The sequence below is a fragment of the Roseibium aggregatum IAM 12614 genome (assembly GCF_000168975.1).
GTDB lineage: Bacteria > Pseudomonadota > Alphaproteobacteria > Rhizobiales > Stappiaceae > Roseibium > Roseibium aggregatum.
The window spans coordinates 118,941-143,518 of the sequence record NZ_AAUW01000002.1; the positions used below are offsets into that span (position 1 = coordinate 118,941).

18 protein-coding genes are annotated in these 24,578 nt (G+C 61.1%); 10 read left to right on the plus strand and 8 right to left on the minus strand.

Going from position 1 to position 24,578, the window contains the following annotated elements; all coding sequences use genetic code 11:
- Window positions 1–85: 85 nt before the first annotated feature.
- On the plus strand, window positions 86–904 hold the full coding sequence (locus SIAM614_RS03080; RefSeq protein WP_006932008.1) for a sugar phosphate isomerase/epimerase family protein: 819 nt from the start codon (window positions 86–88) through the stop codon (window positions 902–904).
- A 145-nt stretch (window positions 905–1,049) separates the two neighbouring features.
- Here SIAM614_RS03080 and gndA read toward each other — a convergent pair whose 3' ends face one another.
- A complete protein-coding gene (gene gndA, locus SIAM614_RS03085) occupies window positions 1,050–2,474 on the minus strand; it encodes an NADP-dependent phosphogluconate dehydrogenase (RefSeq protein ID WP_040439160.1) in 1,425 nt (474 codons plus the stop codon).
- 347 nt (window positions 2,475–2,821) lie between these two features.
- Between gndA and SIAM614_RS03090 the strand changes: the two genes are divergently transcribed.
- Both SIAM614_RS03090 and SIAM614_RS03095 read left to right on the plus strand, forming a co-directional pair.
- Window positions 2,822–3,802, plus strand: coding sequence for an ABC transporter substrate-binding protein (locus SIAM614_RS03090; protein WP_006932014.1), 981 nt, complete (start codon window positions 2,822–2,824; stop codon window positions 3,800–3,802).
- A gap of 256 nt (window positions 3,803–4,058) precedes the next feature.
- Window positions 4,059–5,759 carry an ABC transporter permease gene (locus SIAM614_RS03095; protein WP_006932016.1) on the plus strand — a complete coding sequence of 567 codons (1,701 nt, stop codon included), beginning with the start codon at window positions 4,059–4,061 and terminating at the stop codon, window positions 5,757–5,759.
- Window positions 5,760–5,910: 151 nt separating this feature from the next.
- On the opposite strand, the gene SIAM614_RS03100 is transcribed toward SIAM614_RS03095, so the two are convergent.
- Together SIAM614_RS03100 and SIAM614_RS03105 are read right to left on the minus strand one after the other, a co-directional pair.
- Window positions 5,911–6,957, minus strand: a complete 1,047-nt coding sequence (locus SIAM614_RS03100) for an ABC transporter ATP-binding protein (RefSeq protein ID WP_006932017.1) — start codon at window positions 6,955–6,957, stop codon at window positions 5,911–5,913.
- A 55-nt stretch (window positions 6,958–7,012) separates the two neighbouring features.
- Window positions 7,013–7,930, minus strand: coding sequence for a phosphotransferase (locus SIAM614_RS03105; protein ID WP_006932019.1), 918 nt, complete (start codon window positions 7,928–7,930; stop codon window positions 7,013–7,015).
- A gap of 225 nt (window positions 7,931–8,155) precedes the next feature.
- Here SIAM614_RS03105 and SIAM614_RS03110 point away from each other — a divergent pair, with 225 nt between their 5' ends.
- Complete coding sequence (locus SIAM614_RS03110; RefSeq protein WP_040439163.1) at window positions 8,156–9,733, plus strand: trimethylamine methyltransferase family protein; 1,578 nt, start codon at window positions 8,156–8,158, stop codon at window positions 9,731–9,733.
- Between the two features lie 66 nt (window positions 9,734–9,799).
- The gene (locus SIAM614_RS03115) at window positions 9,800–12,235 is read left to right on the plus strand and encodes a GcvT family protein (protein ID WP_040439011.1); all 2,436 of its coding nucleotides are present in this window, start codon (window positions 9,800–9,802) and stop codon (window positions 12,233–12,235) included.
- 289 nt (window positions 12,236–12,524) lie between these two features.
- On the opposite strand, the gene SIAM614_RS03120 is transcribed toward SIAM614_RS03115, so the two are convergent.
- From SIAM614_RS03120 to SIAM614_RS03130, 3 genes are all read right to left on the minus strand, one after another.
- Window positions 12,525–12,833, minus strand: a complete 309-nt coding sequence (locus SIAM614_RS03120; RefSeq protein WP_006932025.1) for a hypothetical protein — start codon at window positions 12,831–12,833, stop codon at window positions 12,525–12,527.
- 122 nt (window positions 12,834–12,955) lie between these two features.
- Window positions 12,956–13,783: a phosphate/phosphite/phosphonate ABC transporter substrate-binding protein gene (locus tag SIAM614_RS03125; protein WP_208983881.1), complete on the minus strand. Its 828-nt coding sequence runs from the start codon at window positions 13,781–13,783 to the stop codon at window positions 12,956–12,958.
- On the minus strand, window positions 13,780–14,715 hold the full coding sequence (locus SIAM614_RS03130; protein WP_006932027.1) for a fatty acid desaturase: 936 nt from the start codon (window positions 14,713–14,715) through the stop codon (window positions 13,780–13,782). The genes SIAM614_RS03125 and SIAM614_RS03130 overlap by 4 nt, the downstream gene beginning before the upstream one ends.
- 285 nt (window positions 14,716–15,000) lie before the next feature.
- On the opposite strand from SIAM614_RS03130, the gene SIAM614_RS03135 reads away from it, so the two are divergent.
- Together SIAM614_RS03135 and SIAM614_RS03145 are read left to right on the plus strand one after the other, a co-directional pair.
- Window positions 15,001–16,323, plus strand: coding sequence for an NAD(P)/FAD-dependent oxidoreductase (locus SIAM614_RS03135; RefSeq protein WP_040439013.1), 1,323 nt, complete (start codon window positions 15,001–15,003; stop codon window positions 16,321–16,323).
- Between the two features lie 558 nt (window positions 16,324–16,881).
- A complete protein-coding gene (locus tag SIAM614_RS03145) occupies window positions 16,882–18,003 on the plus strand; it encodes an ATP-dependent DNA helicase (RefSeq protein ID WP_006932031.1) in 1,122 nt (373 codons plus the stop codon).
- Here the strand turns inward: SIAM614_RS03145 and SIAM614_RS03150 are convergent.
- Window positions 17,987–18,637: a TetR/AcrR family transcriptional regulator gene (locus SIAM614_RS03150; protein WP_006932032.1), complete on the minus strand. Its 651-nt coding sequence runs from the start codon at window positions 18,635–18,637 to the stop codon at window positions 17,987–17,989. The genes SIAM614_RS03145 and SIAM614_RS03150 overlap by 17 nt on opposite strands.
- A 406-nt stretch (window positions 18,638–19,043) precedes the next feature.
- Between SIAM614_RS03150 and SIAM614_RS03155 the strand changes: the two genes are divergently transcribed.
- The 3 genes from SIAM614_RS03155 to SIAM614_RS03165 all read left to right on the plus strand — a co-directional run bounded on the left by SIAM614_RS03155 (window position 19,044) and on the right by SIAM614_RS03165 (window position 23,105).
- A complete protein-coding gene (locus tag SIAM614_RS03155; RefSeq protein WP_040439015.1) occupies window positions 19,044–21,509 on the plus strand; it encodes a Tex family protein in 2,466 nt (821 codons plus the stop codon).
- Between the two features lie 258 nt (window positions 21,510–21,767).
- A complete protein-coding gene (locus tag SIAM614_RS03160; protein WP_006932035.1) occupies window positions 21,768–22,454 on the plus strand; it encodes a DUF2270 domain-containing protein in 687 nt (228 codons plus the stop codon).
- Between the two features lie 225 nt (window positions 22,455–22,679).
- A complete protein-coding gene (locus SIAM614_RS03165; RefSeq protein ID WP_006932036.1) occupies window positions 22,680–23,105 on the plus strand; it encodes a GNAT family N-acetyltransferase in 426 nt (141 codons plus the stop codon).
- An 87-nt stretch (window positions 23,106–23,192) separates the two neighbouring features.
- Here SIAM614_RS03165 and SIAM614_RS03170 read toward each other — a convergent pair whose 3' ends face one another.
- Window positions 23,193–24,434, minus strand: a complete 1,242-nt coding sequence (locus SIAM614_RS03170; protein WP_006932037.1) for an NAD(P)/FAD-dependent oxidoreductase — start codon at window positions 24,432–24,434, stop codon at window positions 23,193–23,195.
- Between the last annotated feature and the right edge of the window lie 144 nt (window positions 24,435–24,578).

A 24,578-nucleotide genomic window follows, 5' to 3' on the forward strand; every position in this document is an offset into this window, starting at 1 on the left:
CATTTGATCCGCCGGCCGTCGCAATAGTGTCAAGGATCAGCCTCTAATCAGGCGGCAACCGTATCGTCTATTTCAAAGGTGTTTCATGACCGACCTACCCATTCTCGGCGCCGCGCTGACAGTCTCCTCGCTGGAAACCCATCGCAAGCTGATGCTGGACAAACCACGAGATCTGGAATTGCAGGACTTCTGGCCAGCGGAAGTTCTCAATGGCGACTGGAAGCCGATTGTCGAAAAGGCCAAAAAACTGCTCGACGGCCATCAGGGCCGCGTCGGCATCCACGGCCCTTTCTTCGGCTTTACCGTCGACAGCATGGATGTCGAGGTGCGCGAGATCGTGCGCAAGCGCCTGCTGCAGGGGCTGGAAGTCTGCGAGGCCCTGGGTGGCACCCATATGGTGGTGCACAGCCCCTTCACGACGTGGGACTACAACAACCTCGACAATTACGAAAATGGCAGGCAGCGCAAGATAGAGCTCTGCCACCTGACCATGACGGACGCGGTCAAGCGAGCCGAAGACATCGGCTGCGAACTTGTCATCGAGAATATCGAGGACAAGGATCCCTCTGCCCGGATCGAACTGGCCGAAAGCTTCGGTTCGGATGCGGTGAAAATCTCGATCGACACCGGCCATGCGCATTATGCCCATGGCACGACCGGCGCTCCACCGGTTGATTATTACGTCAAGATCGCCGGCAACCGCCTTCGCCACATCCACCTGCAGGACGCGGACGGCTACGCCGACCGCCACTGGACACTTGGGCAGGGCACCATCAACTGGCATTCCGTGTTCGATGCGCTGTCCAAGCTCGACAGTGACCCGCGCCTGATCATCGAACTGCGCGACCATTCCGGCCTGCCGGCCTCGATCGCCAACATGGCCGCACTTGGCCTGGCGCAGTAACCACAAGACAGCTCTGCACGACGGCGCCTGTCAGTGCGCCGTCGTTCCGGGAAAGTGCAACGCAAGACGCACGTCGATCCGGAATGCTGCGCTTGTCCGAAATGACGCTCAGACGAGAGCCTGAGCGCACAATGTTCGAGAAAACTCAGCCCATCGCCCAGGGGCCGTGGTAGCCGCTGCCGTCCTTGTCGGTGCGCTCAAACCCATGGGCGCCGAAGAAATCGCGCTGGCCCTGAAGCATGTTGGCGGTGGAGCGGCCGGTGCGCATGATGTCGAAATAGGACAGCGCTGCCGAAAGCGCCGGAACCGGCAAGCCGTGCATGGCCGACTGGGCAACGACCTGGCGCAGCATCGCTTCGGTTTCCTTCAGCTTTGCCGAGAAGAACGGCGCCAGCATCAGGTTGCGTTCGGCGTTGTCCGAGAGTGCGGACGACATGTCGTTCAGCATGGACGAGCGGATGATGCAGCCGTTGCGCCAGATCTTGGCGATTTCCGGCAGGGGCATTGCCCAGCCATATTGCTTGGCTGCTTCCAGGATCAGACCGAAGCCCTGCGCATAGCAGATGATCTTGCCGGCAACGAGCGCCGCTTCCAGCGCATCGATGGCCACCGCTTCGCGGTCCATGCCGGTGGGTGCCGCGCCGAATTCGGCTTCGCCTTCCTTGCGTTCCTCATACCGCGCCGACATGTTGCGCACGGCAACCGCCGCCTCAATGGCGCTCGCCGGCGTGCCCAGCATCAGAGCCTCGATGGCGGTCCAGCGGCCGGTGCCTTTCTGGCCGGCCTTGTCGAGAATGATGTCGAGCATCGGCTTGCCGGTGTCCGGATCTGCAGTCTTGGCAACCTTGCCGGAAATCTCGATCAGGTAGGACTGCAGGATGCCGCCGTTCCACTTCTCGAAGACATCGCCGATCTCGGACGCCGACATGCCGAAACCGTCACGCATGACGCCGTAGACTTCGGCAATCATCTGCATGTCGGCATATTCGATGCCGTTATGGACGGTCTTGACCAGATGGCCCGCGCCCGCTTCACCCAGATAAGCCGCACAGGGCGTTTCTTCGTGCTTGGCGGAGATCGCTTCCAGAATATGTCCGACCTGATCCCACGCGTCCTTCGCACCGCCGCCCATGATGGACGGACCGAAGCGCGCGCCTTCCTCGCCACCGGAAACGCCGATGCCCATGAAGCGCGGGCCCTTCTCGGCAGCATCCGCCGCACGGCGGTTGGTGTCGTGGTAATTGGCATTGCCCGCATCGATGATGAGATCGCCGGCATCGAGCAGCGGCCGCAGAGCTTCGATCTGCGCATCGACCGCGTCTCCGGCTGGAACCATCAGGATGACCGCGCGCGGCGTCTTGATGGAGGCAACGAACTCTTCCAGCGTCTTGGTCGGCACGAGTTTCGGCGCAAGTTCACCGGCCTTTGTCATGAACTGGTCGGTCTTTTCCGTGGTCCGGTTGAAGACCGCGATCTGAAAGCCATGTTCGGCAATATTGAGCGCAAGATTGCCACCCATGGTACCGAGACCGATCAGGCCGATTTCCGCGGCCGCGCCGTTTGAGCTCATGAACATGCCTTTCATAAATCGATTAATGTCTGGTGGGGCGGTGATAGCCGACAAGCTCTCCAACGGCAATCTCTCGATTGGGCAAGATCATGTAAAATCCTCGCGCATTCGGAAGCGGCGGCCCCACCTTCCAAATGCGTCTGCTTTGGATTGTTCTGAACGCAGAACGGATATGTCCCATGACGGCACATACGCCACCGATTAACGCCGTTCTACCTGACCCTTCTTCATTTAGCCGGCTAAATTACTCGTAAAAATACTGGCATTCCGAATAAAACTGTCATGTAGAGCTGATAGGCGATCTTCATCCGCAACCCTTTTGCTGTTGTGCGCAAAGGATCTGTCACATGAAAAAGCTTCTGATTGCAGCCGGCCTTCTGGCCGCGGCATCCGCCTCCGCCTACGCTGAAGATGTTACCGGCAAGCTGGTGCTCTACACTTCGCAGCCGAATGCCGACGCCCAGGCGACCGTTGATGCCTTCACCGCGGCGCATCCCGGCGTTGAAGTCGAGTGGGTGCGCGATGGCACCACCAAGATCATGGCGAAGCTGCTGGCCGAATTCGAAGCCGGCGCACCGAAGCCGGACGTTCTTCTGATCGCCGACATGGTGACCATGGAAAGCCTGAAGCAGGAAGACCGCCTGATGGCCCATGAGGCGGCTGACGTTTCCGCCTACGACCCGGCGATCATGGACAAGGACAAGACCTACTTCTCCACCAAGCTGATCACCACCGGCATCATGTACAACACCAATGCGACGATGAAGCCGACGTCCTACAAGGACCTCTTGAAGCCGGAAGCCAAGGACAAGCTGGCCATGCCCTCGCCGCTGACCTCCGGTGCCGCAACCATCCACATGACCGCGCTGACCTCCAACCCGGATCTCGGCTGGGCCTATTACGAAGGCCTCGCAGACCAGGGCGCCAACCCGCAGGGCGGCAATGGCGGTGTCTACAAGGCGATTGCCGGTGGCGAAAAGCTGTATGGCTTCGTTGTCGACTTCCTGCCGATCCGCGAAAAGGTAAAAGGCGCCCCGGTTGAGTTCGTCTTCCCGGAAGAAGGCGTTTCCGCTGTCACCGAACCGGTCGCGATCCTCTCCACCGCGCAGAACCCGGATGCGGCCAAGGCATTCGTCGACTTCCTGATCTCCGAAGACGGTCAGAAACTTGCTGCTTCCCAGGGTTATCTGCCGGCGCACCCGGGCGTCCCGGCTCCGGAAGGCTTCCCGGCTCGCGATCAGATCAAGCTCATGAAGTTCGATCCTGCCGAAGCCCTGAAACAGGACCAGGCCAACAAGATGAAGTTTTCCGAGATCTTCGGCGGGTAAGGCTGCCGACTCAAAACAAGTTCGGCTGCGCGGTACTCGTTTCCCGCGCGGCCTTCCATTCTTTTCACGTCATTCCGGACAAATGCAGCTCTGCTGCATGCTGATCCGGAATCCAGACATCAGCATGAGCAAAGCGAATACTTTTCCGTTTGGAATTTGGCCGCGCCTCCGGCGCGAAGTATGTCTGGATTCCGGATCATCGCTCGGCTGCGCCTCACTTGTCCGGAATGACTGCGGGAAGCAACGGTAAATCCCTGTGCAGCTATCAAGGCTTTCCGAAAAGACCACCCTCCTCGCACTCGTTCTCGGCGCAACGCTGATCTGCGGCCTGCCGTTGCTGCTCTTGTTCAAGACCGGGCTGACGGGTGAGCATGGACTGAACTTCGGCCCGCTTCTGGAGGCCATGCAGAACCGGTCGGTCCGCAGCGCGCTATGGCATTCCGTTGAGAGCAGCTTCTGGTCTGCCCTGGCGGCGACCGCGCTCGGTACCCTGCTCGCACTGCTGATCGGTCTCACCGATATTCGTACCAAGGGGCTGCTGGTCTTCCTGATCCTGCTGCCGATGATGATCCCGCCGCATGTCACGGCAATTGCCTGGATCCAGGCGCTCGGTCCGGGAAGCCCGGTTTTGCGCTGGCTCGGGCTTGCTCCCGAACTCGGCTCCACCCACCCGCTTTATTCGCGTGAAGGCCTCGTCCTGCTGCTGACGCTGCAGCACAGCCCGCTGGTGTTCCTTTTGGTGCGCGCCGCGCTCCGGTCGCTCCCGCGCGAACTATCGGATGCAGCCCGCGTCTCCGGGGCCGGTAGTCTGTTGATGCTGCGCCGGATCACACTGCCGCTTCTGGCCCCTTCACTGCTGGCCGGTTTCGCACTCGCCTTTGTGGCAGCGCTTGGCAACTTCGGCATCAACGCGCTGATCGGCATTCCCGCGCGCTACACCACCTTGCCCGTATTGGTCTGGCGGAGGCTGGCAAGCTTCGGGCCTGATGTCCTGCCCAATGTGGCGGTGATTTCGGTCATTCTCTCTGCTGTTGCCCTTGCCGCGATTCTGTTGCAAGGCGTGTTGCAGCGGCGCATGCGCACCAGCCTCATCGGCCTGCCGCAGGCTCCGCTGGCGATTTCCCTTGGCAGCAAGCGCCCCTTTGTCGAAGCGGCGCTCTGGCTGTTCGTCGCCTTCGTGCTGCTGTTGCCGACGGCCTCGCTGCTGGCAACCTCGCTGGTCCGCACCTACGGCCTTCAGCTTTCAGCCGAAACCCTGACCTTCGAAAACTTCACCGAGGTGCTCTGGCGCCAGTCCGTTACCCTGCGCGCCTTCGCCAATTCCACGATCATCGCCGGATCGGCAGCACTAGCCATCGCCTTTGTCAGCCTGTTCCTGGCCTATTTCCTCGCGCACCGGAAACGGGCCCACCGAAACTGGGCAAACCTTGCGCTGACACAGTCGGAAATCGCCTTTGCGGTTCCCGGTCTGGTGATGTCGATCGCCTTCATTCTGGCCTTCATCCGGCCCCTGCCACTTTTGAACATCTCGCTCTACGGCACACTCTGGATCATTCTGATTGCTTATGTCTCCGTCTTCCTGGCAGTCGGCCTGAAACCGGTCGCCGCCGCCTTCCTGCAGATGGACCGCTCGCTGGAAGATGCGGCACGGGTGGCCGGCGCCGGCTTCTTCCGGCGCATGACGCGGATCTTCACCCCGCTCGCAGCCCCGGCGGCTGCCTCCGGGGCAATCCTGGTGTTCCTGACCGCTTACAATGAAGTGACGGTTTCCGCCCTGCTCTGGTCGACCGGCAACGAAACCATCGGCACCACGATCTTCAACTACGAAGACGGCGGCTACACCACCCTTGCCGCGTCCATGTCGGTGGTAGTGGTTGCCGCAACGATTTTCATCATGCTGGCAATGAACGCGCTTGCAAAGCGGGTACCGGCCGGGACGATCCCGTGGAAGGATTGAGCGATATTCGCAGCTCTTGTCATCCCGGGCAAAGCGCAGCGCAGACCTGGGATCGAGTAACCGCAGGCATCGGGGATACGCCAAATCTGCTGCGGCGTACTGGATCCCGGTCTTGGCTATGCCAAACCGGGATGACAACAAGGAACAAAACTCATTCCGGCAGCACCCAGCCTCGGAGAACCGTGAGCCGAAGGATCTCCCCCGGTTCCGCCTTGCGGTGTAGCATCATCAGAAGCGGCTGCGAAAGGCCGTCGAGACGGACAAAGACATCCCAATACCCGCCGCGATAGATCGTCCGCTCAACCGTTGCCTTGAAACCGGAAGCCCCTGTTGCCAGCACAAGATGCTCGGGTCGCAGCAACAAAGTCGACGGACCGGGAACCGTTTCCTCCGGGCAATCGACAACTGCGGAAATCTCGCCGAAGCACACCTGCGCCTCACCGCCGTCGACCCGTTCCACGTCCACGGAAACCAGGGTACTGCGGCCGATGAAACCGGCGACCTTTTTCGAATTCGGCCGGCGGTAAAGCGTGTCGGGATCCGCCACCTGCAAGATGCTGCCGTCCCACATCACCGCCACCTTGTCGGCAAGGGCCATCGCCTCGCGCTGGTCATGGGTGATGAACAGGGTCGTTGCGCCGCTTGCCCTGTGGAACGCCGCAAGCTCCTCTTCCATCGCGCTGCGCAGATGGGGGTCGAGATTGGCGAGCGGTTCGTCCATCAAGACGGTGCGTGCTCCTTGCGCCAGGCACCGCGCCAGCGCCACCCGCTGACGTTGACCGCCGGAAAGTTCAGCCGGTTTGCGCTGGCCGTAGGGTGTCAGGGCCACCGTTTCCAGACACTCCGCCACACGGGCAGCCACCGCGCCCCGCGTCTCTCCTGCCGTTTCCAGCGGAAAGGCGACATTGGCAGCAACATTCATATGCGGCCAAAGCGCATAGGACTGAAACACCACCCCCACCTGGCGCTGCTCGGGCGGCAGGTGCAGCCCCTTGCCCGCAACGGCCTGCCCGCCAAGCGTTATCTCGCCCGCATCGACCGGCTCCAGTCCGGCAATGGCACGCAGCAGGGTAGACTTGCCGCAGCCGGAGGGGCCGAGCACCACGAAAAACGTGCCGTCCTCGATGGAAAGCGACACATTGTTCAGCGCCTTATGGGCATCGAAGGACTTGGTAACAGAAGCAAGCTGGATGGACATGCCTCCCGTTAGCGCTCTCCCATGACAGATTGATTACAAGCGCTGCGAACGCCCCTCATCGGCCGCGCAAACGCAACAGCAGGTCGACTTCCTCTTCCAGCGCACGGCCATAGGCCCGCGCCGCCGGGGCATTGGAATGCATCAGGGTTTCATGCCGGAACAGGCAATAGGCCGCCAGGCACCAGTGATAGGCGCCGCGTTCCTTCAGGAAATGCGCGACCGTTTCCTGAACCGGATAGCGCGTCAAGAACACCTCCTCCGCATGGGCAACCAGCGGGTGAAGGCCATAGAGTGTTGCAAGACCCGGCGAGACAAAACAGGCGATATCCTCCACCGGATCGCCAAGCCCTGCAAATTGCCAGTCGATCAGCCGGGCGCCGTCGCCGGTTGCCTGGATCGTACCGAGACAGAAACTGCGATGAACGAGCGACCGCTTGATCTCGCGTGGCTCGACTACCTTGTCGGCTGGGCGCAGGCGCTTGAGGTTGGCTGCCTTGCGGCTCATTGGAATGAGCGCCAGCATGGCATCGCCCCGCGCCAGCACCTCGTGATACCCGGCCGGAACGGTCTGGTGCCCCGGCACCGGTTCGCTCAAGGCAGCGAAGCGCCCGATCAGTTCCGCCGCCTCGCCGACATCGATCTCATTGTCGACAGGGGTCGGATAGCCATAGATCAAAATCGGTGTTTTCACCGGGCTGTAGGTGAAAGCTTCCAGTTCCGGCGACAGGCCGTGGCGGGAAAGCACGGCAAGGGCATCGGCTTCCTGACGCGGCAAGGTCGGATAAAGCGGGTTGTCCTCGTTTTCGGGAAAAAACTCCTTGATGACGTAGCTTCGCCCGGGCGTGTCGAGGCGCCAGAACCGTGAGGTATAGGCAACCGGCAACGGCCGCAGGCGCGCCGCCCCCCAGTCCTTCACCGGCAGCAGCGTTTTCAAATAGGCCAGAAGGTCTGTATCCGACAGCGACAGGCGCACCAGGGATCCCCTCGAAAAGTCTCTGTGTTCTGATCGCTTTGAAGGACCTTGCCGTCAAGCCCCGATTGGTCCGCAAGGGCTGATGAGCCAGACACCGGTCGCCGATGTCGGAGTTGTAGCACTGGCCGTCGTTCTGAGACTGCCCGCCGAAAGCGCCGTCTCAAGTAACGTCGGATGAAATGGCACCGGACCGCACTCCGGCTTTCTGCAACAGTGGCGGACGACATGACCCATGACATCGAAACGGCCGCGCTTGCCGAGACGGCTCCGGCACGGCGCGGACGGCGGCGCAGGGGCGGCGACAAGGCCGGACCGGATCTCTTTCCGCAAAAGCCCTTCAAGCAGCCTCGGCATATCTTCAAGCCGCTGGAAGCTGTTTCCGCTGACGAACTGGAAGCGATCCACGACGCATCCATGCGCGTTCTGGAAGAGATCGGCATCGACTTCCTGCATGAGGAGGCGAGGCAGATCCTGAAAGACGCCGGTGCCGACATCACGCCGGGTGATGACCGTGTGCGCATGGACCGGGCGATGGTGGAGGAACTTGTCGCCAAGGCTCCGCCCGAGTTCACGATCCGCGCCCGCAACAGGGCGCATGATCTGCTGGTGGGCGGCAATGCCCTTGCCTTTTCCTGCGTGGCAAGCGCGCCCAACGCCGTCGACCGCGACCACGGCCGTCGCCCCGGCAACCAGGAGGACTATCGCAACTTCCTGAAGCTCGCCCAGTTCTTCAACATCATTCACTGCGTCATGGGCTATCCGGTCGAACCGGTCGATATCCACGCGTCCGTGCGCCATCTGGACTGCGTTGCCGACATGCTGCGGCTGACCGACAAGGTCTTTCACATCTATTCGCTCGGCAAGGAGCGCAACCTCGACGGACTGGAACTGACCCGGATCGGCTACGGGCTGACGCGGGAGGAATTCATCGAGACCCCCTGCGTGGCAACGGTCATCAACACCTCCTCACCGCTGAGGCTCGACACACCGATGCTGCAGGGCCTGATCGAAATGGCCAAGGCCGGCCAGGTCTCCATCGTCACGCCCTTTACCCTTGCCGGAGCCATGGCTCCCGTCACGGTGGCAGGTGCACTGACCCTGCAGAACGCGGAAGCCCTCGCCGGGATCGCCTTCGCCCAGCTTGTCCGGCCGGGCGCTCCGGTGGTCTATGGCGGCTTTACCTCCAATGTCGACATGAAATCCGGCGCGCCTGCCTTCGGCACGCCGGAATACATGAAGGCGGCAATCGTCGGCGGCCAGCTTGCCCGCCGCTATCATCTTCCCTATCGCTCGTCCGGCGTATGCGCGGCCAACACCGTCGACTACCAGGCGGCGCTGGAAACCACCCTGTCGGAATGGGGCGCGATCAATGGCGGTGCACATATCATCAAACATGCAGCCGGCTGGCTGGAAGGCGGATTGAGCGCCGGTTTCGAGAAATTCATCACCGACATCGACCTGCTGCAGAAGATCGCCGAATACCTGACACCGCTCGACGTCTCGGAAGCTGCCCTTGCCGTCGATGCGATCCGCGAAGTCGGGCCTGCGGGCCACTTCTTCGGCACCCAGCACACCCAGGACCGCTACAAGGACGCTTTCTACGCCCCCATCGTATCCGACTGGCGCAATTACGAAACCTGGGCAGAGGCCGGCAGCCCGACCGCCTACGACAAGGCGAACAGGCTCTACAAGAAGGCTCTGGAAGCCTATGAGCAACCGCCGCTCGATCCGGCCATCGATGAGGAAATCACCGCCTTCGTCGAAAAGCGCAAGGCCGAGGGCGGCGTCCCGACAGACTTCTGATCATTTCACGTTCACCGATTGAACACGGCCTGCCGCGCAAGAGCAGGCGCTTCCGGAGCAGATTGCATGAATACCCACACTCAGGTTGTTGTCATTGGCGGTGGCGTTGTCGGCTGCAGCGTTCTGTATCACCTGACCAAACTCGGCTGGAAAGACGTCACGCTGATCGAGCGCGACGAACTGACCTCAGGCTCTTCCTGGCACGCGGCCGGCGGTTTCCACACCCTCAACGGTGATCCGAACGTTGCCCAGCTTCAGAGCTACACCGTCGATCTCTACAAGGAGCTGGAGGAAATCTCCGGCCAGTCCTGCAGCCTGCACCTGACCGGCGGCGTGATGCTGGCCGACACACCCGAGCGCATGGACTTCCTGCGCCTGGCCCAGGCTAAGGGCCGCTATCTCGGCATGGACCTGGAGCTGATTTCCGTTTCCGAAGCCAAGAAGATGTTCCCGCTTCTGGACGAAAAACACTTCATCGGCGCGCTCTGGGACCCGATCGAAGGCCATCTCGACCCCTCCGGCACCACCCATGCCTATGCCAAGGCCGCCCGCGTCAACGGCGCGACCGTGCTGCGCCACACCAAGGTGGAAGACCTGGTTCAAACGCCGGACGGAACCTGGGATGTCATCACCAACAAGGGTACGATCCACGCCGAGCACGTGGTCAACGCAGGGGGGCTGTGGGCGCGCGAATGCGGGCGCATGGTCGGTTTGGAGTTACCGGTGCTCGCCATGGAGCACATGTACCTCCTGACCGACGAGATGGAGGAAGTGACCTCACACAACGAAGCCGCGGGCAAGGAGCTGATCGGCGTGCTGGATTTCGGCGGCGAGATCTACACCCGCCAGGAAGGCAAGGGCGTGCTGCTCGGAACCTACGAGCAGAACTGCCGCCCGTGGAGCCCGCGCCAGACCCCCTGGGACTTCGGCCATGAACTGCTGGCACCTGATCTCGACCGGATCGCGCCGGAGCTGGAAGTCGGCTTCGAGCATTTCCCGGCCCTTCAGAATGCCGGCATCAAGCAGATCATCAACGGGCCTTTCACCTTCGCCCCGGACGGCAACCCGCTGGTCGGTCCGGTGCGCGGTCTTCGGAACTACTGGGTTGCCTGCGGTGTCATGGCCGGGTTCAGCCAGGGCGGCGGCGTCGGCCTGACGCTGGCCAACTGGATGATCAACGGCGACCCCGGCTACGACATCTGGGGCATGGACGTTGCCCGCTATGGCACCTGGGCAACGCTGTCCTACACCAATGCCAAGGTTCAGGAAAATTACCGCCGCCGCTTCCGGATCCGGTTCCCGAACGAGGAACTGCCGGCAGGCAGGCCGCAGCAGACGACGCCGCTTTACGACCGCATGCTGGCCCAGGGCGCAGTCATGGGCGACAGCTGGGGCCTGGAAACACCGCTGTGGTTCGCTCCGGACGGCGTGGAAGCCAGGGACATCGTCTCCTATCACCGCTCCAACGATTTTGAGCATATCGGTGCCGAGTGCCGGGCCGTGCGTGAGAGTGTGGGCGTGACGGAGACCGCCAACTTCGCCAAATACGAGATCACAGGCCCGGGCGCGGAAAGCTTCCTGTCACTGCTGATGACCAACACCATGCCGAAGGTCGGTCGCATCGTGCTGACGCCGATGCTGAACGAAAACGGCAAGCTGATCGGCGATTTCACCATCGCCCGCGCCAGTGATCAGACGTTCTACATGTGGGGCTCGTCCCAGGCCGAGATCTATCACATGCGCTGGTTCGAAAAGCACCTGCCAGAGGACGGCTCGGTGACGATCCGCGCCATCAATCTCGGCTGGGTTGGTCTGTCCATCGCCGGCCCGAATTCGCGCAAGGTTCTGGAGAAGATCACCGGAGACGATGTCTCGGGCGAAGCCTTCCGCTTCATGGACTTCCGCGAGATGGACGTCGCCAACGCGCCCTGCAAGGTCAACCGCATCACCTACACGGGCGACCTTGGCTACGAGATCTGGATGGCGCCGGAGTATCAGCGCCAGGTCTATGATGCCCTGATGACAGCCGGGGCCGAGTTCAACATCGTCAACTTCGGCATGCGCGCCCTGCTCTGCCTGCGACTGGAAAAGAACTTCGGCACCTGGTTCCGCGAGTTCCGCCCGATCTACGGTCCTTTCGAAGCCGATCTTGGCCGTTTCGTGAAACTGTCCAAGGACGCCTTCATCGGCAAGGACGCGGCCCAGAAAGAGTTCGATGAAGGGCCGAAGCGCCTGCGCGTCAGCTTCGTGGTCGACGCTTCGGACGCCGACGTCATGGGCGATGAGCCCGTGTGGCACGATGGCAAGGTGATCGGCTGGGTGACCTCCGGCGGTTACGCCCACTACCTGCGCAAATCCCTCGCGCAAGGCTACATTCCAACGGAGCTGGCAACACTCACGCAGGAAGGCGCCTTCGAGATCGAAATCCTTGGCGAGCGCCGCAAGGCCACGATCATCAGCGAACCGCTCTTCGACCCCAAAGCCGAACGCATGCGCATGTGAGGGTTTGGTCTGGCCGGGCGAACCTGCCCGGCGATACGCCTGCCTCGGCGTACATCGTGTCGGAACACAGGCTGAAATTCATCAATGATTTCCGCGCATGGGGCCGTCCAATCTTCCCCCAGACATCCTGAGTCTCGTCTCTCACAACCTCATCCTTCGAGACGGCGCTTCGCACCTCCTCAGGATGAGGAGTTTGGTGGGGACTGGTAGATTGTCATGCAACCTGAGTAAACCGACGGCAGAAGCCAGTCGGCTTATCAGAACACGCCTGCAGACCGAGTCCCGACGTTTACTTCAACCGGATGATCTTCGGCCCAAGGGCGCGCACGTAATCGCTCTGGTTGGCGAACACCATCACGTTGGTCTCGGTCACTTCGGTCTGCTTCAGTTCCAGCGGCGTCTTGCCGTCCGGATTGACGATCACCTTGCGGGTCGGCGGCAGGCCGCGGAAGACCAGAACACCGGCTTCCTTGGTCACGATGGCGCCGTAGGGCTCGTTGTGGACAATGCGCGTCGTGCCGCTTTCGGCCTGCGCCGCGGCTCCAAGGGCGATGCTCATGCCGGCTGCAGCCAGCAGGGTTTTGCAGAACGAATTCATGACACGTCTCGCTGTTAACGCTTCATTTACCATGAATCGTAACCGCTCGTTAACTTTTGCGCCAGAGCCTCTGCGGGTTTCTCCCGGGAAACGGCATTTATGGTTAACGCGAAACGCCAGCGTCAGGCCAGCACGGGATAACCGCGTTCAGTGGCCTCGGCTTCCATTTTCAAGATCACCGCATAATCGTCGGAAGACAGGTTCGAAAAGCCGTGAATGCCGAGACGTTCGCGGCTTTCTTGCGCTTCAGGGGCCGTAAAGACCCCGGCAACGGCCTCGGTTATCAGGCCGAGTTCCGCGTCGCTGAACTGGCAGGAGGTAATCAGGGGCAACCCGGGTGCAGACGCTGTGCGTGCAAGCGGCCGCAACTGCCGCGCCAGGTCCGGCACCTCCCGGCAGACCAGGGCCCAGCAGACCGCGTCGATCGAAGCGATGTCGGCCTTGCCGTCCGCGACGGCCTTTAACGAGTCCAGATGACTGCCGCTCTCGCCCACGCCTGAAAAGAAACATCCGCCGTTTTCAAGCTGCGCCACCGCGTGACGAAAGGCATTCATGCCCGACTGGCTGTCCGGACCGTTGAAGACGGCCCGCTTCCCGCGCAAGTCTTCCAGGTTCTGATGGGCACTGTCGCGCTTTACGATAAGCTGGCTGCAATAGCGTGGGCCATCACACCCTTCGGCATCGTAATGAGGCGTCCCCACCAGCCTGACCTTGCCTGAGAGTGCATGGGTCAGCGGATAACCGCAGGTCTGCGACAGGAGAAGATCCGGATCCGTCCAGGCGTCAGCAAGGTCACGCCCCTCCGGCCAGGGACGGATGTCACGATCCGTCAGGTTCAGAGCATGACAAAGTGCGGACTGAAGTGCGCTTTCAAGATCCTGCGTCGCAGCGTGCACTTCCGGCCAGTCATACATCGGCAACCGGACGGCGAGAAAAGATCTTCCGGTCAAGACACCGCCTTTTCCGCGGCAGGAAACCCGCTTGTTTCCTTGTATTTGATCGGGTGCACGACGGGCTCCTTCACCTTGAACAGGTAATGTCTGGCCAACTGGAAATAGCTGGCAAAGACATAGCCGCCGTTCCGCTCGTGCCATTGCGTTCGGGCAGCGCGGTAGAGCTGCGGCAGGCGATACCAGGGCGCGCGCGGATTGGCGTGATGAACGACATGGAGATTATTGTTCAAAAACAGAAGCGAGAACACCGGGCAAAACTCGACGATGATGGATCGCGCTTCCGCCTGTTCATGCGCGCGGTGTTCCGCATAGGTGCGCAGCATCAAAAGGCTCATCCCCGGATAGGCGACACCGAGGACGTAAAGCCAGAGCGGCATGTCGCCAACCAGAGTGACATAGAGAACTACCGGCACCAGACCCGCGGCATGATGCGCCCAGGCCCGCATGACCGCCTTGTCCCCGGCCAGCATCATCCGGATTTCAGCCCCGACGAAGCCGGCCACGGAAACCACCGGGCCAATCAGCAGCCTGCCGATCAGCGTGTTGTTGATCGTCAGCACCAGTTGGATCGGACGCGGCAGCTTCTGCCAATCCGCCCAGGCCAGATAGAAGCTTTCCGGATCGTCATAGGGGTCCGTCAGGCGGTCGTTGTTGTGATGGCGCAAGTGGAGTGACTTGAAGCGGCGATAAGGCACGCACAGGCCGAACGAGCAGTAGACAAGGGCTTCGTTGAGTGCGGGACTGCGTGTCGGGTGGCCGTGCAGAACTTCATGTTGCAGCGAGGATTGCAGTGTCACCAGGATCGCCGCCAACGGGCAAACCACCAAAGGGCCAAGCTCGGAATAGAGCCCAATCACCAAAATCCATGCCGACGAGGTGGCCAGAATAAGGGCCAGTGTCGGCCACTCGCAGAATGTCGCTCGCGGCAAGGAGGTCTCCAAATGTTTGAAAAATCGGCGCAAACCGAAGGGAACTGGCTCAACTATGCGCGCAGGCCATCTTCAGAACAATTTGAGACTTGAGAACAAATTCTGCGTTATTTCGCAAATTCATCATCATGGTAATATTTTTAAACATCTGATGATTTTTATTCGCAATTGTAGTCTTTTTGAAAAGGCAGATGGCCGGATCGGAACATCAAGTGGCGGTTTTGCCGCTGGACAAAAAAGAGGCTGTCCCCTGTTGTTGGCCAAATGCCGGAAGGAAGGACAGCCATGCCAACATCGCACGAAACGCCGCTCCGTTACGACGTCATTATCATTGGCGCCGGCATCATCGGTTGCGCAATCGCACTGTCTCTTACCCGCAAGGGCTACAAGACGCTGAATGTCGACGCCTTGCCGGCTGCAGGCTATGGCTCCACCTCCAGTTCGGCTGCGGTGATCCGAACCTATTATTCCACCCGCGACGGCACGGCCATGGCGCTGGAGGGCTATCACGACTGGAAGAACTGGCAGGCCTATCTGGACACGGAAGAAACGGACGGTCTGGCCCGTTTCATCGAAACCGGAACCCTGGTGATGAAAACGGCGTCCGACAATTATCAGAAGCATGTTCTGGAACATGCAGACGCTCTTGGCATTCCCTATGAACACTGGTCGGCCGACCGCATCACACGGGAACTCCCGGGCTACAATCTCGACTGCTTCGCGCCGGCCAAGACCATGGACGACGACGACTTCGGCATGCCGACCGGCGGCGCGCTTCAGGGCGGTGTCTTTTTTCCGGCGGGTGGATACGTCGACGATCCACAGATAGCCGCGCGCAATCTCAAGGACGCCGCTGCAAAGCTTGGGGCCGAGTTCCGCTTCAAGACCAAGGTCGTCAAGATCCCGGTGGAGAACGACCGTGTCACCGGAGTGGTCTGCGAAAGCGGCGAACACATTGCCGCAGGGATCGTCATCAATGTGGCCGGTCCGCATTCCGGCAAGGTGAACGGCCTTCTGGAAGGGGAGACAGGGCTGAAGATCGGCCACCGTCCACTGCGGCAGGAGGTGGTCCAGATCGCGCCCCCGGAAAGTCTCAACTACTCCCGCGAAGGCCTGGTCGTTTCCGACAACGACATCTCGGTCTACGTCAAACCAGGCGGTGGCGGCCAGTTGATGATCGGCAGCCAGAACCCGGCCTGTGATCCGCATCTCGAAGAAGACCCCGACGATTTCGCCATGGACCTGACAGACCGCGGCCTCACCTATGCCTACCGCTACTCCCAGCGTGTGCCTGAACTGGGCGTCTCCCAGCACCCGGTGGGTGTGGCAGCGCTTTATGACGCCACGGACGACTGGCTGCCGATCTATGACCGCACCAATGTCGACGGCTATTACCTGGCCATCGGCACCAGTGGAAACCAGTTCAAGAACGCAACGGTCGCCGGACGCCTGATGACGGACCTGATCGGTTACTGCGAGGCCGGCAACGACCATGATGCCGACCCGCTGCAATTCAAGCTGCAGCATGTTGCCCACACGCTCAACACGGCGACATTCTCGCGCAAGCGCGAGCTGACGAAGGAAAGTTCATTCTCGGTCCTGGGGTAGCTCCGGCTTGTATGCACGGCACTTCTGGCAGCGCCCCCTCCCCCGCCCCCTCCTGAGGAGCCGCCTTGGCGGCGTCTTGCAGGATAGCCCGCCGGCGCTGAGAATGCCGCCCATGCTTCGAGACAGGCCTGGCGGCCTTCCTCAGCATGAGGGTTGAGGTTTGGTGCTGGTTCGGTTTTGGGAGTGAAGCAGCATCGTTCAGTTGGAGCAAAGACGCCGGGACTTTGCCCCCGACCCAAGGAAGCTTGCCCCAACCATCCACCTCATTCTGAGGAGGACCTTCAGGTCCGTCTCGAAGAATGGGCGACACGCGAAGCACCAATTGGCCATCCTTTCAGATGCTCATTTTCATACACTCCTCAGGATAAGGCAGAGGTTCAGACCCGGGTCGACAACAGGCCGGGAGCTGAAGAGGGCTCCGGCAGGCCAGCATTTGACGACCTTGCCGTTCAGCAACCACAAGCAAAACTCCCAAGAGCCAGAGCTTCCGATTTCCGCCGTGGTCGAATCGCCCGTTTCGGGGTAAGCAACCGGGTCTGATCCTGAAGGAGCATTTCCGTGGCCTGGTCCCCGCAACAAGACGAAGCCCTGAAAGAAGCCGCTGCCTGGCTGAAGCGTGGCGACCGGCAGGTGTTCCGCCTGTTTGGCTTTGCCGGCACGGGCAAGACCACACTGGCCCGGCATCTGGCGGAAGGCATCGACGGCGATGTCTGTTTCGGTGCCTTCACCGGCAAGGCAGCGCATGTGCTGCGCCAGAAAGGCTGCGAGGATGCAGGCACGATCCATTCGCTGATCTATCGTCCGCGCTCGGCCAAGGAAGAAGAAGATCTCGACGACGATGAGGACGACAACGGCCCGCAGTTCGCCATCAAGCGGGACAGCCAGGCCGCGACGGCCAGCCTGATCGTCATCGACGAATGCTCCATGGTGGACGAAGACCTGGGCAAGGACCTCCTGTCCTTCGGCACGCCCGTTCTGGTACTTGGCGACCCGGCGCAGTTGCCTCCGGTCAAGGGGGGCGGCTTTTTCACCGAAGCAGAGCCTGACGTGATGCTGACCGAGGTTCACCGGCAGGCGCAGGACAATCCGATCGTGCGCATGTCGATGACCATTCGCGATGGCGGCCAGCTCGACTACGGCACGTTTGGCGAAAGCCGGGTGATCCATCGGCGCGACATCGACAAGGACCAGATCCTTGCCGCCGATCAGGTGCTGGTCGGAACCAACAAGACACGCAGGCTTTACAATGCCCGCATTCGCGAGCTGAAGGATTTCTCGACACCGATGCCTGCTGTCGGCGACAAGCTGGTGTGCCTCAGGAACGACAAGACCAAAGGGCTCCTGAACGGCGGCCTGTGGACGGTGAAACGCCTGCGTCCACCGCGCGGCAACACATTGCGCTTCGACGTCGTGTCCGAAGACGAGCTATCGAGAAACGCCGTCAAGGTGAAGGTATTGCCGGCGATGTTCGAAGATGGTGCGGAAAGCATTCCCTACGCCATCCGGCGCAAGGCGGACGAATTCGACTACGGCTACGCCCTGACCGTGCACAAGGCTCAGGGCTCGCAGTGGGACAATGTGGTGCTCTTCGATGAAAGCTGGGCGTTCCGCGAACACAAGAGCCGCTGGCTCTACACCGCGGTCACCCGTGCTGCCGAACAGATCACTGTCGTAAGATAGGCGCGTTCGCCGGGACGCCGGAATACTCCTGCACGCCGTCGTTTCCCGGAAGAGCCTGAAGACCTGTTTCGACAAAGGTCTTCAGATCGTTTTCGGTGCTGCCGCTGCGCCCGAGCAGGGCAATTGCTGAAAACTGTCCGTCGATGAAGGTCGCCGTGCGGTCGATATCCGTGTCTTCGGGTATCTCGCCGGCTGCAACCGCCTTCAGGAGACGGTCCCTGATGGCCTTGAACCGGGCCGCCCGCAAGTTCAGGACAACCTCCTGATGCCGCTGCGCGCCGTAGGTGCAATCGACAAGGGCATTGACCAGGAAACATCCTGCAGGCGTTTCCTTGTCCAGCGTCAGGTCCGCGACCGCGCCCAGGAAATCCCGAAAGTCTTCAACCACGTGCTTTTCGGCCCGTTTCAATTTGTCGAAAACCGGCCCGCCATAGGTCTCGAAATAATGCATCAGCGCTTTTTCAAACAGCGCTTCCTTATCGCCGAATGCAGCGTAAAGGCCCGGTTTCGCCATGCCCGACGCTTCGGCGAGGTCGGTCATCGAGGTTCCGGTATAGCCGTTTTGCCAAAAAGCGATCATCACGGAATGAAGAGCGTCTTTGGTATTTACTTTTCTTGGCCGTCCGCGTGCCATCGGTCTGCACTCCTCATAACAAACCGTGTTATCTGGTTATAAAAGCTCGAGAAACCCGAACTCCGGCAGGTCATGCATTTTTGTAAAAACATGCACACTGCCAACCAACCACGATATCGTGTTCAAAGAATACCTGCTCGTTTCGTACGTAGAATACGCAATTTATTGCAATCCGTACAGCAACCACCCCAAACTCAACCTAAGAGTGTATCTCAAATCCTTCTCTTTTCAATACCTGCCCTGAAGCCGGGAAATCCCGGGGCGCGAGAAGGGTTGATCCGGCGCTTGCGGAATGGCGCGATGCGGGCATTTGACAGTGGACGGAGCCCTCTTGTCCCTTTTCCGCCCGATTGTGGGGGCTTATCGTCTGCGGCTCAGTTTTTTCGACGGAAAGTACCTTTCGCAAATGGCAAGCGTAACGATGACCGACCCGGCCGCCTCCCCTTCCAAGGGGGCCCACAGCGCCCAGACTGCCCTGCGCATCGCTCAGAGGATCGCGGATGAAATCGGCTGCAAGGCCGGCCAGGTGAATGCGGCCGTCCAGATGCTGGACGAAGGCTCCACGGTGCCTTTCATCGCCCGCTACCGGAAGGAAGCCACCGGCGGTCTCGACGACACCCAGCTTCGCAAGCTGGAAGAGCGGCTGATCTATCTGCGCGACATGGAAGACCGCCGCGTTGCCATCACCAAATCCATCGAGGAGCAGGGCAAGCTCACCGACGATCTGGCCGCCAGCATCCAGGCGGCCGATACCAAGTCCCAGCTTGAGGACATCTATCTGCCGTTCAAGAAAAAGCGCCGCACCAAGGCGCAGATTGCCCGCGAAGCCGGTCTGGAACCGCTGGCGGACGCTCTTATGGACGATCCGTCCCGGGATCCCGAAGCCGAAGCGGCTGCCTACGTCGATGAAGGCAAGGGCGTTGCCGACACCAAGGCAGCGCTGGACGGCGCACGCCAGATCCTGATGGAGCGCTTTGCCGAAAACGCCGACCTGGTCGGCCGCTTGCGCCGCTATGTCGAGGAACGCGGTGTCGTTCAATCGAAGCTCATCGACGGCATGGCCGAAAAGGGCGCGAAATTCGCCGACTATTTCGACTACTCCGAACAATGGTCCAAGATCCCCAGCCACCGCGCTCTCGCGCTGTTCCGCGGCCGCAACGAAGGCATCCTGTCCGTCGACCTGACGGTCGATGCGGACGACGTCTCTCCGGTGCTGCCCGCCGTGAAGATGGTTGCCGACACCTATGGCATCGCCGACCGGGGCCGGGCTGCCGACAAGTGGCTGATGGAAGCGGCGCGCTTTGCCTGGAAGGTGAAGCTCGCCCTGCACCTGGAACTCGACCTGATGGGTGTTCTGCGCGACAAGGCGGAAGAAGAAGCCATTCAGGTTTTCGCCCGCAACCTCAAGGATCTGCTGCTGGCAGCCCCCGCCGGTTCCAGAACGACGCTCGGTCTCGATCCGGGCATCCGGACCGGTGTGAAGGTTGCCGTCGTCGATGCGACGGGCAAGCTGGTCGACACCGCCACCATCTATCCGTTCCAGCCACGCAATGATGTTTCCGGGTCCCGCGCCGCCCTGCTTGCCCTGATCGCGAAACACAAGGTCGGTCTGATCGCCATCGGCAACGGCACCGCCAGCCGGGAAACCGACAAGCTGGCGGGCGATGTTCTTGCGGACATCCCGGCCGCCCAGCGCCCGGTCAAGGTGATCGTCAACGAGGCTGGCGCCTCGGTCTATTCGGCCTCGGAACTGGCGGCGAAGGAAATGCCGGATGTCGACGTTTCGCTGCGCGGTGCAGCCTCCATCGCCCGCCGTCTGCAGGACCCGCTTGCCGAACTGGTGAAGATCGAACCGAAATCCATCGGCGTCGGTCAGTATCAGCACGACGTCAACCAGACAAAGCTGGCCCGTGCGCTGGATGCGGTTGTCGAAGATGCGGTAAATGCCGTCGGCGTTGACCTCAACACCGCCTCGCCTGCGCTGCTGTCGCGCATTTCCGGCCTGTCGGACAGTCTGGCAAAGGCCGTGGTCGAACACCGCGAATCCATCGGCCGCTTCGACAGCCGGACTCAGCTCAAGGACGTGCCGCGCCTTGGCGCAAAGGCCTTTGAGCTTTGCGCCGGTTTCCTGCGCATCAACGAAGGCAAGGAGCCGCTGGACGCCTCCTCCGTCCACCCGGAAGCCTATCCGCTGGCCAAACGGATCGTGAAGGCCTGCGGCCGCGACGTGCGCCAGATCATGGGCGACGCCTCGCTTCTGAAGGGCCTGGAACCGTCCGAATTTACCGACGAGAAATTCGGTCTGCCGACCGTCAAGGACATCCTGTCGGAACTGGAAAAGCCTGGCCGCGACCCGCGTCCCGAATTCAAGACCGCCACCCTTCAGGACGGTGTTGAGGAAATTTCCGACCTGAAACCCGGCATGAAGCTGGAAGGCACGGTGACCAACGTCACCAACTTCGGTGCCTTCGTCGATGTCGGCGTCCACCAGGACGGGCTGGTGCATGTCTCCCAGTTGGCCGACCGTTTCGTCGATGATCCCCACAAGGTCGTCAAGGCCGGCGATATCGTCAAGGTGACGATCCTGGAAGTGGATGTTCCACGCAAGCGCATCTCCATGACCATGAAGTCCCAGGCCGACTATCAGGGCCAGCGCGAGCGCGGCGGTCAGGACAGGAGTGGACAGGACAGGGGCAGTCAGAACCGGAACGGACCAGGCGGCAGAGGACCCGGCGGCAGAGGACCTGCTGGCAAAGGACCTGGTGGTGGCAACGGCCCGCGCGGCGGCGGAGCGCCAAAATCCTCCGGCGGCGACAGCGGCAACAACGCACTGGCCGCGGCCCTTGCCGCTGCCATGAACAAGAAGAAATAGTCGCCTGATCCAGCGGTGATTACCCGCGCCGCTGGATCAGTCCGCTACTGGTTTTCAGAACAGCTATCGGCCTCCGAAGGCGTCTGGAGAAGGAGTTCCCGCCCCTTTCTGTGACCGTGACCGAATGCCGGAGATCCCGCTCTCAGGCCAATATGACGCGTTCCCTGCCCCAGGCTTCACCTGGTCAATTTTGCCCCTCTGGCATTACCGGGAAACTGCATTACTCTGTTCGGCAGGAACTCCGTCGAGGAACGGATAATGCCGGAGAAGGATCAAGAGCAACACTGGCCCAAGCAGGACATGGAGTCCGGCACGCTCACCGCGCTTGCTCACCTTTACCGCGCTGAGGTGTTTCGCAGCACCCATTGGCGCACTCGCCTCGACAACACCACCAACTGGGCTGTCGTTACCACCGGCATCGCCCTGTCGGCGACATTTTCCAACAAGGATGCCTCGCCCCTGCCCATGGTGCTGGTCGGATTGCTGGTGACGGTTTTTCTGATCTTCGAAGCCCGGCGCTACCGCTACTACAACATGTTCCGGGCCCGCGCCCGGCTGATAGAGACGGATTTTTACGCCCCCATCCTTGCCGGACGAAAGGTTCCCATGCAGGGGAGCTGGGCAACCATGCTCGCCGACGATTATGAGATGCCGCATTATCACATCTCCCTCGTCAGAGCGGCAGGACGGCGGCTGCGCAGCAACTATTCCTGGATCCTGGCGATCCAGGCAGTCGCCTACTACGGCAAGCTGGCGATTCATCCCGTTCCGCTGACCAGCCTTGCCGATGTGTTTCACCGGGCTGCCATCGGCCCGATCCCCGGATGGACCGTCATCCTTGCCGGACTTGTGTTTCACACAAGCTGGGTGGTGTTTGCCATGGTGACCTTGCGGTTGGACAAGCTCTACCGGGAAAAACGCCAATCGCCGATGCAGGCGATCTGAGCCGGAACAGGTCAGCTTCAACGGTGCGCCGCCCTTTTCCTTCGTTTGCGAGCTGTGGTATGGGGAAATCAGTCCACTTCGGAGATTTTATGTCCTGACCTTCCGGGCACCCGCCGGTGCCCATCCACAAATCGCCCCCGGCCCTTCCGGGCTGCATTTGCCGAACATCATCAGAGACAATACCCGGTCATGACTCCATGATCGGACCAGGACAATGTTATCCAAATGATCAGACCCTATGTCAGCCAGGACGCTGAACGGATTATCCATATCTGGCGCAAGGCCAGCGAATACGCGCATCCGTTTCTGAGCGACGACTTTCACGATACGGCAGCTACCCTCATCCGCGACATTTATCTGCCGCAGGCGGAAACCCATGTCATGGAGATCGACGGCATTGCCGTTGGCTTCATTTCACTGCTGGACACCTACATAGGCGGCTTGTTTCTCGACCCGCGCTTCCACGGACAGGGCCTCGGAAGGGCCCTTGTGGAACATGCGGTGAAACGAAAGGGGCCGCTCACCGTTGAAGTCTTCAAGGAAAACACGAGCGCCCGGCGCTTTTATGCCGCCTGCGGCTTTGAGCAGACCGGAGAATACTTTCACGAGATGGCGCAGCATATCAGCGTCAAGATGGCCCTGAAGCCCTAAGGATCTGAAGATCTGAGGCTCTGACACGACAGCGGCGGCCCCCGGGCCGCCGCAACTGTTCGTCAAAAAGCAAATGCTGCCCTTGGCTCAGAACCGGCTTGCCGCAAAGGGCGCTGGATCGATGCCCGGCCGCCCCCCCTCGATCATATCCGCAATCATCTCGCCGGTGACGGCGGATTGGGTCAGACCGTGGTGGGCGTGGCCGAAGGCATAGAAGACGCGGTCGTGCCGTGTTGCCGGGGAAATCACCGGCAGGCTGTCCGGAATGGACGGGCGGAAGCCCATCCAGCGTTTGCCGCCCTCCGACTTGAGCTCGGGAAAGAACAGCTTTGCCTTGGCCAGCATGGCATCCACCCGGCGCCAGTTCGGCGGCAGATCCAGACCACCGAATTCCACGGCGCCGCCCACCCGCAAGCCGCTGGACAAACGCGACAACACGAACCCGTGGCCGGACAGCATGATCATGCGGTTCACGGTAACGCCGGGCTCCGGAATGGTGATGTTGTACCCACGCTCCGTATCCAGCGGGATCCGGTCTCCCAACTGCGCGGCAAGTGTCTTCGACCATGCACCGCAGGCAATCACCAGCCGCTCGGCTTCGATCTTGCGGCCATCTTTCAGAACCACATCACAGCCAGTGTCATTGGGCTGCAGGCGGCTGACCTCACCCACCTCGAATTTGACACCCTGCGAGGAAAGCCACTCGGCAACCGAAAGGCAGAGCACCTTCGGCTCATCCACCTGAACCCAGTCCGGCACCAGCGCGCCGCCGACGACACGGTCAGAAAGGTCTGGCTCCAGATCGCGGATCGCAGACGCGTCGAGTTCCTCCACCTTGATGCCGTAGTCGCGCTGCTCGGCCCAGCCCGCGCGCGAGGCTTCAAGTGACTGCACCGTGTCGAACAGTTCCAGACAGCCGTCCCGGCGTACCTGGTTGTGGGTTCCCGTCACACGCCAAAGCGCCTCCCAGGCCGGGAGCGCTCCACCGTTCAGGTCCGCCAGCGCCTTCGTGCTTTGCTCCACCTTCGCGGGATTGGAGGCTGCCATGAACCGCAGCATCCAGGGCAGGATCTTGAGCGCATAGGCCGGTCGCACCGACAACGGCCCCAGTGGATCGAGCATCCATTTGAAGGCCTGCTTCCACAGACCGGGCGACGCCAGCGGTGCGACATCCGTCCAGGCGATGGCGGCCGCATTGCCCTGGCTTGCCCCTGCCGCCGGGCCTTCGCGGTCCAGCACCGTAACCCCATAGCCACGCTGCACCAGGGCGGCTGCGGTTGCCAGGCCGACAATGCCGGCACCTATCACATGGACATGTCCCTTGCTCATTCCGCGTGTCTTTTCTCGTGTGTCATCACTTGCGTGTACCGCCGGATCAGGCGGCAACTGCCTGCGGCAGCCAACAAGGATCGGTAATTGTTTTCTGGTTCCACGTCCTGCCAGAACCGGCAAGGCTCGTCTACTGCTTCGTTT